13 protein-coding genes and 1 tRNA gene are annotated in these 14,254 nt (G+C 59.2%); 11 read left to right on the forward strand and 3 right to left on the reverse strand.

All coding sequences use genetic code 11. The annotated features are described in order from the left end of the window. Window positions 1-12: 12 nt before the first annotated feature. Window positions 13-234 carry a 50S ribosomal protein L31 gene (gene rpmE, locus ACEW8N_RS12400; protein WP_373500142.1) on the reverse strand — a complete coding sequence of 74 codons (222 nt, stop codon included), beginning with the start codon at window positions 232-234 and terminating at the stop codon, window positions 13-15. A 26-nt stretch (window positions 235-260) separates the two neighbouring features. Further along, window positions 261-1,508 carry a transcription termination factor Rho gene (rho, locus tag ACEW8N_RS12405; protein WP_373500143.1) on the reverse strand — a complete coding sequence of 416 codons (1,248 nt, stop codon included), beginning with the start codon at window positions 1,506-1,508 and terminating at the stop codon, window positions 261-263. A gap of 207 nt (window positions 1,509-1,715) precedes the next feature. Here rho and ACEW8N_RS12410 point away from each other — a divergent pair, with 207 nt between their 5' ends. Both ACEW8N_RS12410 and ACEW8N_RS12415 read left to right on the forward strand, forming a co-directional pair. Then, window positions 1,716-1,985, forward strand: a complete 270-nt coding sequence (locus ACEW8N_RS12410) for a hypothetical protein (RefSeq protein WP_373500144.1) — start codon at window positions 1,716-1,718, stop codon at window positions 1,983-1,985. Then, the gene (locus ACEW8N_RS12415) at window positions 1,982-3,385 is read left to right on the forward strand and encodes a CCA tRNA nucleotidyltransferase (RefSeq protein WP_373500145.1); all 1,404 of its coding nucleotides are present in this window, start codon (window positions 1,982-1,984) and stop codon (window positions 3,383-3,385) included. Before ACEW8N_RS12410 ends, ACEW8N_RS12415 begins: the two co-directional genes overlap by 4 nt. 187 nt (window positions 3,386-3,572) lie before the next feature. On the opposite strand, the gene adk is transcribed toward ACEW8N_RS12415, so the two are convergent. Continuing rightward, window positions 3,573-4,235: an adenylate kinase gene (gene adk, locus ACEW8N_RS12420; RefSeq protein WP_373500146.1), complete on the reverse strand. Its 663-nt coding sequence runs from the start codon at window positions 4,233-4,235 to the stop codon at window positions 3,573-3,575. Between the two features lie 575 nt (window positions 4,236-4,810). Between adk and rpsU the strand changes: the two genes are divergently transcribed. From rpsU to ACEW8N_RS12465, 9 genes are all read left to right on the forward strand, one after another. Next, on the forward strand, window positions 4,811-5,002 hold the full coding sequence (gene rpsU / locus ACEW8N_RS12425; RefSeq protein WP_373500147.1) for a 30S ribosomal protein S21: 192 nt from the start codon (window positions 4,811-4,813) through the stop codon (window positions 5,000-5,002). 76 nt (window positions 5,003-5,078) lie between these two features. After that, window positions 5,079-6,389, forward strand: a complete 1,311-nt coding sequence (locus tag ACEW8N_RS12430; RefSeq protein ID WP_373500148.1) for a folylpolyglutamate synthase/dihydrofolate synthase family protein — start codon at window positions 5,079-5,081, stop codon at window positions 6,387-6,389. A gap of 51 nt (window positions 6,390-6,440) precedes the next feature. Continuing rightward, window positions 6,441-6,516: transfer RNA gene (locus ACEW8N_RS12435), tRNA-Arg, on the forward strand. A gap of 232 nt (window positions 6,517-6,748) precedes the next feature. Continuing rightward, window positions 6,749-8,512 (forward strand): AAA family ATPase, encoded by a 1,764-nt coding sequence (locus ACEW8N_RS12440; protein WP_373500149.1) that lies wholly within the window; start codon window positions 6,749-6,751, stop codon window positions 8,510-8,512. Between the two features lie 55 nt (window positions 8,513-8,567). After that, complete coding sequence (ahbC, locus tag ACEW8N_RS12445) at window positions 8,568-9,758, forward strand: 12,18-didecarboxysiroheme deacetylase (protein WP_373500150.1); 1,191 nt, start codon at window positions 8,568-8,570, stop codon at window positions 9,756-9,758. Then, complete coding sequence (gene hemB / locus ACEW8N_RS12450) at window positions 9,758-10,732, forward strand: porphobilinogen synthase (protein WP_373500151.1); 975 nt, start codon at window positions 9,758-9,760, stop codon at window positions 10,730-10,732. The genes ahbC and hemB overlap by 1 nt, the downstream gene beginning before the upstream one ends. Before the next feature lie 34 nt (window positions 10,733-10,766). After that, window positions 10,767-11,894, forward strand: a complete 1,128-nt coding sequence (gene ahbD / locus ACEW8N_RS12455) for a heme b synthase (RefSeq protein WP_373500152.1) — start codon at window positions 10,767-10,769, stop codon at window positions 11,892-11,894. Window positions 11,895-11,970: 76 nt separating this feature from the next. Next, complete coding sequence (locus ACEW8N_RS12460) at window positions 11,971-13,893, forward strand: AAA family ATPase (protein WP_373500153.1); 1,923 nt, start codon at window positions 11,971-11,973, stop codon at window positions 13,891-13,893. After that, on the forward strand, window positions 13,890-14,254 hold a 365-nt coding region (locus ACEW8N_RS12465; RefSeq protein ID WP_373500154.1), incomplete at its 3' end, for a hypothetical protein. The genes ACEW8N_RS12460 and ACEW8N_RS12465, both read left to right, overlap by 4 nt.

Below are 14,254 nucleotides of genomic sequence, written 5' to 3' on the forward strand. Positions count from 1 at the left end.
CGGGCCCCCCTTCTATTTTCCGTCCTGACCCTGATTGAATTTTTCGTATTTTCTTCGGAAACGCTCAATACGGCCGGCCGTATCCACCAGCTTCTGCTTCCCCGTAAAGAAGGGGTGGCACTGGGAGCAGATTTCAACGGTGATGTCCGACTTGGTCGAACCCACCGACATGACATATCCGCATGCACACTTGATTTCCGTCTCTTTGTATTGTGGATGGATTTCTTTTTTCATTGGGATTACAAGCTCCTATATCGTCATCAGGTATTCATTGCATCGAGAAACTCTTTATTATTACCTGTTCCATGCATTTTTTCAAGCAAAAATTCCAGGCTGTCCACAGGATTCAGGGATGAGAGCAGTTTCCTCAGGATCCAGACCCGGTTCAGGGTATCCTTGTCCATGAGGAGTTCTTCCTTTCGGGTTCCCGATTTCTTGATGTCGATGGCCGGGAAAATCCGTTTGTCCGCCAAGCGCCGATCCAGTTGAAGCTCCATGTTGCCGGTTCCCTTGAACTCTTCAAAAATGACCTCGTCCATCCGGCTGCCCGTATCAATAAGCGCCGTGGCGATGATTGTCAAGCTCCCCCCCTCCTCGATGTTGCGGGCGGCCCCGAAAAACCGCTTGGGCCGCTGCAGGGCGTTTGAGTCCACACCGCCGGATAGGATCTTGCCGCTCGGCGGGACGACGGAGTTGTAGGCCCTTGCCAGTCTTGTAATGCTGTCCAGCAGGATGACCACGTTCTTTTTGTGCTCCACGAGACGCTTGGCCTTGTCGATGACCATCTCGGCCACCTGGACGTGCCTTTCCGCCGGCTCATCGAAGGTCGAGCTGATCACCTCCCCCTTGACCGAACGCTGCATGTCGGTCACCTCCTCGGGCCGCTCATCGATCAGCAGCACGAACAGGTCGATCTCCTTGTGGTTGGCGGTGATGCTGTTGGCGATGAACTGAAGCAGCATGGTCTTGCCGGATCTCGGCGGAGAGACGATGAGCCCGCGCTGGCCGAATCCGATCGGCGTCATCAGATCCATGATGCGGGTGGAGTAGTTTTCCGAGTCATGTTCGAGACTGATTTTTCGGTTGGGGTAGAGGGGGGTGAGGTTGTCGAAAAGGATCTTTTCCCGGGCGACCTCGGGATCCTCGTAATTGATCGCCTCGACCTTCAGGAGCGCGAAATAGCGCTCCGACTCCTTGGGCTGGCGGATCTGGCCTGATACGGTATCCCCCGTCCGCAGGTTGAACCGGCGGATCTGGGACGGGGAGACGTAGATATCGTCGGGCCCCGGCAGGTAGTTGTAATTGGGTGCCCTCAGGAAGCCGAAGCCGTCCGGCAGGATCTCCAGGGTGCCCTCGCCGTAAATCAGGCCGTTTTTTTCAATCTGCGCCTGAAGCAGCGCGAAAATCAGCTCCTGTTTGCGCATCCCGGCGGCCCCTTCGATCTTGAAGTCTCTTGCCAGCTGGGTCAGCTCGCTAATTTTTTTTTCTTTCAGTTCAGTGATATTCATCAGACATACCCCACAGTAGATGATTAGACATGCATATGTTTCGGCTGATTTCCGATGCTGGAAATCAAAATCCAAAATTTCTTTTTTGATGTACTTGGACAAAAAAACTGCGTAAAGATTAGGCGCACTTGGGAGACAGATCACGCCCGGCTGAGGCATGGTACACGCAGAAATTTTCAGATTGATTCCACGGTGTAAAGGAGAAATATGGGCTTTATTTGTTTGGGTCTGTGGTTGAAGATTTTAGGTATTTTCTCCAATGGGCGGGTGAGCCATAATTTTTCAATTGACTATACAATGTCTCCTATCCTGTCAAGGGATTTCGGTATGGGCCAAGGGACTTTTTTGCCGCCTGGCGCAACCGATGACCCGAACGGGATCGATAAGCCCATGCAGGAAGGGCCGCAGGACAGTCATCCAATCATTCCCCGAATCTTGACAGAAACCTTAACCGCTCACGAGAACCGGCAAACATGATTCCATTGGACAGGCTGCGAAACATCCCCGGGGCGGAGAACGCCTTTCTGGTCGGCGGGTCGGTGCGGGATACCCTGCTCGGACGCCGGCCCCAGGACTATGACGTCGCGGTATTCCCCCCCGTCCGGCCCTTCGCCGAGGAGATCGCCCGAAAAATCGGCGGCCATTGCGTCGACCTGGGCAAGCCGGGCCGTCAGATCATCCGGGTCGCAGCACGCGGGATCCTCGTGGATGTGTCGCCGATCAACGGCCCCACCATCCAGGCGGATCTCCTTCATCGGGATTTCACCATCAACGCGCTGGCGCGCCGCCTCTCCTCCATGGAAACCATCGACTGCACCGGCGGACGCGAAGATCTTCAGAAAAAAAAGATCCGAATGGTGTCGGCCGGGGCCTTCGTGGATGACCCCGTCCGACTGATCCGGGCTTACCGACTGGCGGCAGGCCTTGGCTTCGAGATTGACCCCGCAACATCCGCCGCCATCAAAACCCACGCCGCGCGGATCCGCACCTCCGCAGGAGAACGGATTCGCGTTGAACTTCTCAAAATCCTCGCTGGGGAAAGCGCCTTCCCGTGGATCGTGCAGATGGCCCGGAACAGGCTGCTCTTCAGCATCATTCCGGAACTCGAAGCCCTGAAGGATTGCCCTCAGACCGGGCATCACGACTTCGATGTCTGGGAACACACCCTGAGGGTACTCGAGCACCTGGAAAGGATCCTCATCCACCGCGAGGAACTTCTCCCCGCAGGATTGCCCGAACCCCCGGCCTTTCTGGGAAACGGCACCCCGGCGCTGCTCAAAATGGCCGCTCTCCTCCATGATATCGGCAAGCCCCCGACCCGGAGGGAAACGCGGCCGGGCGAGGCCGTTTTTCATGGCCACCACCGAAAAGGGGCGGAAATGGCGGAAAATATCGCTTTGCGCCTTAAATTTTCAACGAGAGAGCGGCAGGTCGTCACCGGCGTCATCCGCCACCACCTCACACCGCTCTGGCTTTTCATTCATCACGAGAAAAGCATGACGCCCGAGAAAGCCGCCACCCGATTCTTTATGAAATGCGGCCCGCTCTGCCCGCTGATCCTGCTCCACGCTATGGCGGATCACCGCGGCAAAACCCTGCGGCCTGTCCTGGACGAAGACGACCATACCCGATTCATCCAGAAATTGCTCACGGCATATTTTACGGATTTCCAGCGGAATATTGCCCGCCCGCCCCTGATCACCGGCCACGATCTGATTTCGGAATTCGGCCTCAGGCCCGGGCCGGAATTCAAATCGATCCTGACCCGCGTCGAAGAGGCAAGGCTTTCGGGGGAGGCTTCGAGCCGAGGCGACGGCCTCGATATTGTGGCGGCGTTTTTGGCGGCACATGGCCTTGGGACCGCACACGGCGACTGACCGGGCGGCGGATACGCCCTCGCCAGGGGGAAGCGGCGCATAAAAAAAGGGCGTCCGCCTTCCATTATATTTCCTTCCGGATTCAAGCGTCCGCCCGATGCGCTCACGGCGGCAATCCGGAGCCCCTCATCGACCCTTGGTCACTGGGTCGCGAAGCGGCGCCGGATCGCGCCGGTCGTCGAAGAATCTATTTCATGGCGTCAAGCGCCGTGAAGACGGCGTCCCGAATGCCGTCCACCTTGCCGACGCCCACAATGCGCACATGTTTCGGCGCTCCTGCTTCCCCGGAGCTGCCCCATTCCTTGTAGTAGGCCACAAGCGGCTCGGTCTGCTGATGGTAGACCTCAAGGCGTTTGCGAACGGTCTCTTCCTTGTCGTCGTCCCGCTGAACCAGCGGCTCACCGGTGACGTCGTCTTTCCCTTCGACCTTCGGCGGGTTGAAGATGACGTGGTATGTCCGCCCGCTGGCCAGATGGGCGCGGCGGCCGCTCATTCTCTTGATGATCTCCTCGTCCGGCACATCAATCTCAACCACCGCGTCAATGGGAACACCCGCGGCCTTCATGGCATCGGCCTGAGGAATGGTTCGGGGGAATCCGTCAAAAAGGAATCCTTTCTGGCAGTCGGGCTCTTTGATGCGCTCCTTGACGAGACCGATGATCACATCGTCGGGGACCAGCCCGCCGGAATCCATGAACCCCTTGGCTTTCTTGCCCAATTCGGTACCGGCTTTCACGGCGGCGCGAAGCATGTCGCCGGTGGAAATCTGGGGGATCTGGTATTTTTCCTTGATATAATTCGCCTGTGTCCCTTTGCCCGCACCCGGGCCTCCCAACAGAATCAGCCGCATAAGATTACCCTCCTTTGTTGTTGCCATTCCTTCGGTTTTTGTTTGCCGGTCATCAATGCTTGCGCCGTGTCCGTCCGGAAACGGGGATCCACCCGCGCCGGTCCATCCGAATCCGGGGAAGACGCCCTATCCGCCCGGCATCACGAGGCGCCGTAAGGCTGGTGCCTCCTGATCCATGGGCCACCCAAACGAAATAGCGGATACCGCTTCCGGATGGACATGAGATGGTGCGCTTCAATAGACTTTCAGATAGCGATTTCGATAAATCGGGGGGCGACGGCAGATCCCGAACCCGTAGGCACGCGAGAGGCTATTCCAAAATCATTATCTGGAGGTCTATAGCGCCGCTGAATATGACCGAAAGCAGGTAATGTGTCAAGATATAATGTCTATTTACGCGCTCCGCACACCAGTTTTTCATGGGATTCCACAGAAGCATCCTTTTTTTCTTGCCAACATCCACTTTTCAAGATATTATTCTATGGTTTATCATCAACATCGGTCTTTTGTTATATATCCGATAATATCACGGTCCGATGGCAAAAAGGGGGCGAGTATATTTGAAGGCTATCGAAGTGAAAGTTTATGACAACGACCTTGAAAAAGCCATGCGCATTTTGAAGAAAAAGATTCAGAATGACGGTCTTTTCAAGCGACTCAAGCTGAAAAAAAGCTATGAGAAACCGAGCGAACACAGGCGGCGCAAGCAGCGCGAGGCCCTGAGGCGGCAGCGAATCGCCGCATCCAAGAAACGCTTCAGCAGATAACCGAACAGTGACGCATGCCCGGAGGACCCCATAGGGGTCCTCCGGGTTTTCGCTTCCGGCAGGCACTCAGGTAAAGATGACCAGGACAAATTCATACGCATCGTGCCTCGAAGCCATGTTCAGCCTCAGAAGATTCGGGATTAAACTGGGGCTCGAAACGATTCAGGGCATTCTCCAGTCTCTGGGAAACCCCCAGGATCGCTGCAAGGTGGTCCATGTTGCGGGCACCAACGGCAAAGGATCCGTCGCCTCCGCGATGTCCGCCATTCTGCACGCTTCGGGATGCACGGTGGGACTCTATACCTCTCCCCACCTTGTCCGGTTCAACGAGAGAATCTGCATCAACAATGAGCCGATCCCGGACGCCGATGTCGTGCGGGCCTATGAGCAGGTTCAACAGGTTCCCAAGGGCGATCGTGAAACGACCTTTTTCGAATTCGCCACAACCATGGCCCTGTATGAGTTCGGGCGGCGCAATGTCGACTGGGCCGTCATCGAGACCGGAATGGGCGGACGCCTGGACGCCACCAACGTGGTCCATCCGGAGCTGACGTTCATCACCAATATCTCCCTTGAGCATCAGGAATACCTGGGAGACACCCTCCCGCAGATCGCCTCGGAGAAAGCGGGCATCATCAAACCCGGGGTCCCCGTGGTGACCGGCGTCGGCCAGGAGGATGCCTGGTCCGCCATAAAGCAGACGGCCGCCGCAAAGAACGCGCCGATCTACCGGCTGAATTCGGATTTCCATGCGGAGCCGACCGGTGGCGGCGGCTTTACATACGTCGGCATCGACAACACGTGGCATGACATGCGGACCGGTCTTGCGGGAAAATACCAGATTGACAACGCCGCCATGGTGGTCGCCGGTTGCGAACTCCTCAACCGGAACGGCGCCCGGATCCCGATAAATGCCATCCGCGCGGGGCTTTCCGGGAACCGGTGGCCGGGGCGGCTGGAAATTGTGTCGACATCGCCTTTTGTCATCATCGACGGCGCCCACAACCTGGCTGCCGCCAGAAACCTGGCCGCCTATCTCCGGGAAGAGCTCGGCACCAGAGACCTGACCCTGATCATCGGGATCCTCGCCGACAAACCCTATCGCGAGATCCTCGAGATCCTGCTGCCCGTCTGTCGGAAGGTCATCTTGACATCGCCTAAAATCCACCGGGCACTCCCCGCGGAAACCCTCTATGAATGCGCCCGGGACTTGGCCACAGACATTGCGGTGATTCCCGATGTCTCCGAGGCCGTCCGGCATGCCATGGAACATGCCGCGGCCAATGAAGCCATCTGCATCGCCGGCTCCCTATATGTGGTGGGCGAAGCCAAGGCTCATCTTGAAACGCAGGGGTTTCCCTCTTTCCAGCGGAAAGCGGGGACTTGAATCGTTTTCGAGCTTGACTAACCGACCCTGTTTGTCTATAAGACCCCATACGCGCCCGTAGCTCAGTGGATAGAGCGTCAGCCTCCGGAGCTGAAAGCCGCTGGTTCGATCCCAGCCGGGCGTACCACCCCGCTCCAGAGATTCATGCGCCCCTTCCATGGCCGCCGGCCGCTCCGCACCCCCCATACAGGTCGCCCCGGCCGAAATCCCGATGTCCGATGGCCGGGGTTTGATGAGAGACGGACAGGAAATGCCGCGCGGGATCCCGTCTTTTCCCGGCCGCGCAGCCATCCGCCGCGGAAAGGCCGCCCGCCGGTGATCTTGCATCGTCTGTCAGATATGATTACTATACAGAAACTATGAAAACAACCAAAGAATACAGCGTCAAAATACCTGACCCCAAAGAGATCGAAAAGGAGATCGGGGAGTTTTTATCCAAAAAATTCGGCGGAGAGGTCAAGATCATCTCTCCCGCGAGCCTGGCGCAGGAAAGCCCGGCGGAAAGGCATTCCCCGAAAAAGCCCAAGCAGATCCAGTTTGATCTTAAGCCTGAAGAGCTGATCGCTTATCTGGACCAGTTTATCGTCAGGCAGGACCGGGCCAAGGCCATCCTCGCCACGAAGATCTGCACCCATTTCAACCGCATCAAGCATGCCCAGCGCCATGCCGATGACACGGAACAGCTCGTGGGCCGGATCAAAAACAACGTGCTGATGCTTGGCCCGACGGGTGTCGGCAAGACATACATGATCAAGCTGATCGCAAGGAAACTGGGCGTGCCCTTCGTCAAGGGCGATGCCACCAAGTTCAGCGAAACCGGCTATGTCGGCGGCGACGTGGAGGATCTCGTCCGGGATCTCGTCCGGGAAGCCGATGATGATATCGAGCTTGCCCAGTGCGGCATCATCTATATCGACGAGATCGACAAGATCGCCTCCAGCCGCAACATCATCGGCGCCGATGTCTCGAGGACCGGGGTTCAACGGGCGCTGCTCAAACCCATGGAGGAGACGGATGTCGATATCAAGGTCCCCCACGACCCCATCTCCATGTTCCAGGAACTCGAACGGTTCCGGAAAACCGGGAAACGGGACAAGCAGTCCGTCAACACCAGGAACATCCTCTTCATCATGAGCGGCGCATTCGGCGATCTCACTGAAATCATCAACCGGCGGCTGACGCGCCAGGAGATCGGATTCGGCTCCCGGATTAAGGGGGCCGAATCCCCGGATGCACTGCTTCGGCAGGTCAAGTCCGAAGATCTCATCCAGTACGGCTTCGAGTCGGAGTTCGTGGGGCGGCTGCCGGTGCATGCCGTTTTGGAGCAGCTGAGCGAGGCGGATCTTTTCGAGATTCTGCGAAGCCCCAACAACCCCGTCATTCTCGGCAAGAAGCTCGATTTTGCTGCCTACGGCATCCAGGCCAAGTTTTCCAATGGCGCCCTCTCCCTGCTGGCAAAGCGGGCCCACGGGGAAAAGACCGGCGCCCGGGGGCTGGTGAGCGCCATCGAAACAGCCATCCTTCCCTTCGAGAAGGCCCTGCCTTCCTCGAACGCAACCTTCCTTTCCGTGACCGAAGCATTGATCCAATCGCCGGATCACGCATTGGCGGAGATCACCCGCGCCGCGCATGATCCATCGGCCGCAGACGCCCTCAAGGCCGGATTTGAAAGCCTGGTTGAAGAAGAAAAGGATTTTATCCGCGATTATCTCGAAAAAAACCAGAAGTACCTGAGCCAGAAATACAATCTCACCCTGACCTCTTCAAGAACGGCCATCGTCGCCGATTTCTATGCCAGGAATACGCTGGATATTGAAAATTTGTTCAAAAAATTGAAGCTCTACTCGGATGAGATCAAGAACACGGAGCTCTCCTTCTACAAGGCGCACGACATCAACATCGTCCTGGAGGAGGACGCCATCGACCACCTTCTGGAAAAGCTGATCCGCAGGGAGATGCGCATCGAAAACCTGAACGGACGGCTCAATCAGGACTTCGAGCTGGGCCTGAAGCTCGTCCGGGAAAAGACCGGAAAAAATCGTTTCTTTATCAACCGGGATGCGCTAAAATTTCCCGAAGCTTGCATCGCCGGCCTCCTGAAGCAGAAACCGTCGATGAACTGAAAGGTTTTTCCGCCAAACCGCCATAAGACAGAACAACAGATAAAGGCAAGAACAGATGATTGGAATCTCCAAGCTTTACTGCGGAACGGTCGAGCCCTCGGATGCCATCCGCTACGGACGCCATTCCGGAAAACTCCCCTCCCACCTGCTCCAGTTCTCCATCGACAAGAAGCCGGTGGTGGTGTGGAATACCACGAGGCGCTGCAACCTGAAATGCATCCACTGCTACGCCCACGCCAAGGACATCCCCTACGACAACGAACTCACCACAGAAGAGGGCAAGCGGCTCATCGATGATCTGGCAGGATTTGGCGTCCCCGTCATCCTCTTTTCCGGCGGCGAGCCCATGGTTCGGAAGGATCTTCCGGAATTGGCGGGGTATGCCGTCAACAAGGGGATCCGTGCGGTGATCTCCACCAACGGCACCCTCATCACCGCTGAAAAAGCGAAAATTTTGAAGGATATCGGGCTGTCCTACGTGGGTGTCAGCCTCGACGGCATGGAGGAGATTCACGACCGGTTCCGGGGCGTGAAGGGCGCTTTCCGTCAGGCCATGGGAGGCATCCGGAACTGCCAGGATGCGGGCATCAAGGTCGGGCTCCGCTTTACGATCAACAAGTTCAACGTGGCCGAGATCCCGGCCATCTTCGACCTTCTGGAAGAAACCCGCATCCCCAGAATCTGCTTTTACCACCTGGTTTATGCCGGCCGCGGCTCGGAGCTGGTCAAGGACGACCTGACCCACGAAGAAACCCGCCGGGCCGTGGACGTCATCATCGAACGGACCAAGGACCTCCACGACCGGGGCATCGAAAAAGAGGTGCTGACCGTCGACAACCACGCCGATGGACCCTATCTCTACCTGAAAATGCAGAAAGACCAGCCCGAGCGGGCAGGCGAGGTGCTCGAACTTCTCAGGATGAACGAGGGCAACAACTCCGGACGGGGCTTCGGCTGCATCAGTTGGGACGGCGAGGTCCATGCGGACCAGTTCTGGCGCCATCACAGCTTCGGCAACGTCCGGACCCGGCCGTTTTCCGAAATCTGGACCGATGTGTCCGAACCCCTGATGAAAAAGCTCAAAGACAAAAAACAGCACGTGAAGGGCCGGTGCGCCGAATGCAACTGGCTCAATATCTGCGCGGGGAATTTCAGGGTCCGTGCCGAAGCCGTCTACGATGACGTGTGGGCGCCCGACCCGGCTTGCTACCTGACCGACGAAGAGATCGCAAAGGAGTCAAACTGATGCTGTTTCCCGATTACCGCCCGAGGCGGCTCCGCCAGAACGAAGCCTTTCGCCGCATGATCCGGGAGACCAGACTGACGGTGGATGACATGATCCTGCCGCTGTTCGTCATTGGCGGAAAAGGCGTGAAAAACCCCATCCCGTCCATGCCCGGACATTACCAGCTTTCCACGGACAACCTCGTCAAAACCGCCCAGGAGGCTTACCGGCTGGGGCTACCGGCGATCATCCTCTTCGGCCTGCCGGAGAAGAAAGATCCACTCGGCACGCAGGCCTACGCCAAGAACGGCATCATCCAGAAGGCCGTCCGCGAGATCAAGGACAAGCTGCCGGACCTGATGGTCATCACCGATGTCTGCCTGTGCGAGTATACCGACCACGGCCATTGCGGCATCGTCGAGGGGAACACCGTCGACAACGACGCCACGCTGGACCTTCTTGCCCGGACCGCCCTCTCCCACGCCCAGGCGGGGGCGGACATGGTCGCCCCGTCGGACATGATGGACGGCCGCGTAACGGAAATCCGGAACCTGCTGGATGAAAACAATCTGAGCCACGTCCCGATCATGTCCTATGCCGTAAAGTATTGCTCCGCCTACTACGGGCCCTTCCGGGAGGCCGCCGACTCCGCCCCGAAGTTCGGAGACCGAAGGACCTACCAGATGGACCCGGCCAATGCCCTGGAGGCCATCCGGGAAGCGGCCATGGATGTGGAGGAAGGGGCCGACATCCTCATGGTCAAGCCGGCCCTGCCCTACCTCGACATTATCTGCCGCGTCCGGGAGGAGTTCGATCTTCCGATCGCCGCCTACAACGTGAGCGGTGAATTCGCCATGATCAAGGCCGCGGAAAAAATGGGCTGGATCGACGGCAAGCGCGTGATGATGGAAACCCTGACCGGCATCAAACGGGCCGGCGCCGACATCATCCTGACCTATTTCGCCATGGAGGCCGCAGAGATCCTCAACGGCTGAGACCCAACAGGATCCTCCGCGGATACGGACATCAATGACAGCGCATAGACACCCACACCCGGCCAATCCTTCCCACGACGAAAAAAAGGCCCACGACGAAAAAAAGGGCAGCGAACTCCGCCTGGTCGCATGGGAAGTCACCCGAAACTGCAACCTCTCCTGCGTCCACTGCCGGGCCGCCGCCACCATGGGCCCTTACACCGGCGAACTGGATACGGCGGCCTGCCTCAGGCTCCTGGACGACATCAAGGAGGCCGGCGATCCCATCGTGATCCTGACCGGCGGCGAACCCCTGCTGAGGCCGGACATCTTCGAGATCGCCCGATACGGCACGGACAAAGGCCTTCGCATGGTCATGGCCCCCAACGGCACCCTGATCACCGAGGCGGCCGCGGGCAGGATGGTCGAGGCCGGCATCCGCCGCATCAGCATCAGCCTGGACGGGGCCAACCGGGAGAAGCACGACGAATTCCGGGGCGTGCCGGGCGCCTTCGACGGCGCGCTTCGCGGCATCCTCCTGGCCAAAGAGGCGGGGATCGAATTCCAGATCAACACCACCATCACCAAGGCCAACCTGGAGGAGATGGCCAAAATTCAGGACCTGGCCGTGGAACTGGGCGCGGTGGCCCACCATATCTTTCTGCTGGTCCCGACGGGCCGGGGGAAATATATTGCGGATCAGGCCATCGACGCCGCCCAGTATGAATCGGCGCTGAACTGGTTTTACGACCAGCGGGGCAAGACCACCCTCCAGCTGAAGGCCACCTGCGCGCCCCATTACTACCGTATTCTCAGGCAGCGGGCCCGGGAGGACGGGAAAACCGTGACCTTTCAGACCCACGGCCTGGATGCCGTGACGCGGGGCTGTCTGGGCGGGACGGGGTTCTGTTTCATCTCCCACACCGGCACCGTCCAGCCCTGCGGATTTCTCGAACTGGATTGCGGCAATGTGACCCGCACCCCCTTCAAAGAGATTTGGAACCACTCCGAGACCTTTCTTTCCCTGAGAAATTACGACAACCTCACCGGGAAATGCGGGTGCTGCGAGTACAAACGGGTCTGCGGCGGATGCCGGGCCAGGGCCTACGAGGCGACCGGCGACTGTCTGAGCGAGGAACCCCTCTGCACGTACCAGCCTCAGGCAAAAAAGCAGGACCACTGAACCCTGCCTGTTGAATGCGCCGGACGGGTGGGCGCCCGTTGCCCCAACATGAAGGCAATAACGGCAGAGGCCATAGATGTACGAAAAATTCTTCGGATTCACGGAAAGACCCTTTCAGCTCGTTCCCAACCCGGCGTATCTCTTTCTCAGCAAAAGCCATGAAGACGTCCTGGCCCACCTGACCTACGCCGTTTCCCAGGGCGACGGCTTCGTGGAGATCACCGGCGAGGTCGGGACGGGAAAAACCACCCTCTGCCGTGTTTTTCTGAGCAACCTGGAGGAGAAAGCCGAAGCCGCCTACATTTTCAACCCCATGCTCAATGCCGTTCAGCTCCTGAAGACCATCAACCAGGAATTCGGCATCGACGCGGCGCCGGAAAGCGCCAAAGACCTCATCGACAGTCTGAATCTCTTTCTCATGGAAAGGAAGCGCCAGGGGAAGCAGGCCATCCTCCTGATCGACGAGGCGCAGAATCTCAACAAGGATGTCCTGGAGCAGCTCCGGCTCCTCTCGAACCTGGAGACCGACACCAGCAAGCTCCTCCAGATCATTCTGGTGGGCCAGCCTGAGCTTCGAGACATCCTCGATTCCCACGAACTGCGGCAGCTGCGGCAGCGGATCACCCTGAGCTGCCATCTGCGCCCCCTCAACCTGAACGAAACCCGCGACTACATCCGCCACCGCATACAGATCGCCGCGCGCAAGCCGAGCCTCAAATTCACCCAGGATGCCTTCCGGACCATATTCCGGTATTCGAGGGGAATTCCCCGGCTGATCAATATCGTGTGCGACCGGGCCCTGCTCACGGCCTACGGCCTGGATCAGCACAAAATCACCGGCCGCGTCACCGCCGCCGCCATTCAGGAGATCTCCAGCCGATCCAGCCGTCGGACAAAACCGGCATGGATTCGATGGCCCCTCTACGCGACCGCCCTCCTGTGCATCGGCCTGATTGCCGCCGCCCCTTACATCGACCGCCAATTCGGCATCCTCGCCCGTATCCGTCAAACCGTCCTGGGCGGCCCCGCACAATTGAGCGGGCCTCCGCCCGAGGCCATCCCGAATCCGGAAGAGCCCCTCGTCCCGGAGACGCCTGGGCCCGCCGCAAAACAGGTCGATACCCGCTTTGGCCCCGCGCACCTCCCGTCGGAACTCTCGTCCCTGCCGCCCGAATTCGCCGCAACTGCGCCGTCGGCGACGGCGGGCGAGGCCCCGACTGCCTCCGCCCTCCCGCCGGGGGATAATCCCGATCCGGGGCTCCAAACGCCCCCCCACGGGGAGCCGCAGCCGGACGGGTCGTCATCGCCCGACCGGCAAATAACGGATGCCGTGGGAACGATGGACCGGCCCGGATCCCGCCGAAGAGCGTTCGAGGCCGCCCTGGCCCTCTGGCAGCCCCAGGCCGCCGCGGCCAGCCCCGATCTCGACAGGATCGACGATCCGGAAACGTTTTTCCGGCTGGCGGCGGCCCGGGAAGGGTATTCCCTATTCGCCGTCAATCACAACCTCAGCCTGAGCATCATCCGCCGGCTGAATCTGCCGGTCATCCTGGAATGCCGCGCCGCCGAGGAGGGCGACCCGGCATTCCTTCCCCTGGTTCACATCCGGGGCAACGACATTTTGATCTTCAAGGACGGGGGCGAAGCGCTGGCCGGGAACTGGGATCAGCTGGCTCAGCTCTGGACCGGGAGGGCGTATATCCTCTGGAAGAATTTCCGGGGGCTTTCCGGCGTCATCCCCGTCAATACATCGGATGCATCGGTCATGACGCTGAAAATGATCCTGAGGGAGATCGGCCACGAGGAGATCCGTCTGACCCCGGACTTCGATGCACAGACCCGCGATGCGGTGAAGGCGGTTCAGGCGCGCCACGGCCTGCCCGTGGACGGATACGCGGGGCCCCTCACGCTGATCGCCCTTTACAATGAAATGAGCCCCGCAGACATCCCCCGCCTGGAGGCTGGAAATCGACATGACGGGGAGGAGACGGCCAATTGAGTTCCATCCTGAAAGCGCTTCAGAAACTGGATCGCGAAACCGCGGATGCCCGGCATCAGGACGATCCTCACCGCGCGCTCCGCCAGCTCGTCCCCCGGAAAATGGCCGGCCGCTCCCGCGGCCTGATGATCCGGAACGCCGCCTTCGCGGTGTTTGCCGCCGTGTTCCTGGGCGTTGTCTCATGGGCGGTTTGGCGCCATCCGTTTTCCGCACCCCGGAGCGCCCTCCAGGGGGCATCCCCCGGCGCCGGCACGGCGCTTCCACCGCCCCGGACCGAAGCCCCCGACCCCCCGGTAAAGAGCAGGTCCGCCGCCGGATCGGGCAGACAGGACATCCCGTCCATCCCGCCGGAGCCCGCCCC

This window comes from Desulfococcus sp., from assembly GCF_041737845.1.
Lineage (GTDB): Bacteria > Desulfobacterota > Desulfobacteria > Desulfobacterales > Desulfococcaceae > Desulfococcus.

Excerpts from the sequence above, each read along its gene's own strand:
- ACEW8N_RS12460 (WP_373500153.1), top strand. The coding sequence starts at position 11,971 with ATGTACGAAAAATTCTTCGGATTCACGGAAAGACCCTTTCAGCTCGTT.
- ahbC (WP_373500150.1), top strand. The coding sequence starts at position 8,568 with ATGATTGGAATCTCCAAGCTTTACTGCGGAACGGTCGAGCCCTCGGAT.
- adk (WP_373500146.1), bottom strand. The coding sequence starts at position 4,235 with ATGCGGCTGATTCTGTTGGGAGGCCCGGGTGCGGGCAAAGGGACACAG.
- ACEW8N_RS12410 (WP_373500144.1), top strand. The coding sequence starts at position 1,716 with ATGGGCTTTATTTGTTTGGGTCTGTGGTTGAAGATTTTAGGTATTTTC.
- ahbD (WP_373500152.1), top strand. The coding sequence starts at position 10,767 with ATGACAGCGCATAGACACCCACACCCGGCCAATCCTTCCCACGACGAA.
- ACEW8N_RS12415 (WP_373500145.1), top strand. The coding sequence starts at position 1,982 with ATGATTCCATTGGACAGGCTGCGAAACATCCCCGGGGCGGAGAACGCC.
- hemB (WP_373500151.1), top strand. The coding sequence starts at position 9,758 with ATGCTGTTTCCCGATTACCGCCCGAGGCGGCTCCGCCAGAACGAAGCC.
- ACEW8N_RS12430 (WP_373500148.1), top strand. The coding sequence starts at position 5,079 with ATGACCAGGACAAATTCATACGCATCGTGCCTCGAAGCCATGTTCAGC.
- rho (WP_373500143.1), bottom strand. The coding sequence starts at position 1,508 with ATGAATATCACTGAACTGAAAGAAAAAAAAATTAGCGAGCTGACCCAG.
- rpmE (WP_373500142.1), bottom strand. The coding sequence starts at position 234 with ATGAAAAAAGAAATCCATCCACAATACAAAGAGACGGAAATCAAGTGT.
- ACEW8N_RS12440 (WP_373500149.1), top strand. The coding sequence starts at position 6,749 with ATGAAAACAACCAAAGAATACAGCGTCAAAATACCTGACCCCAAAGAG.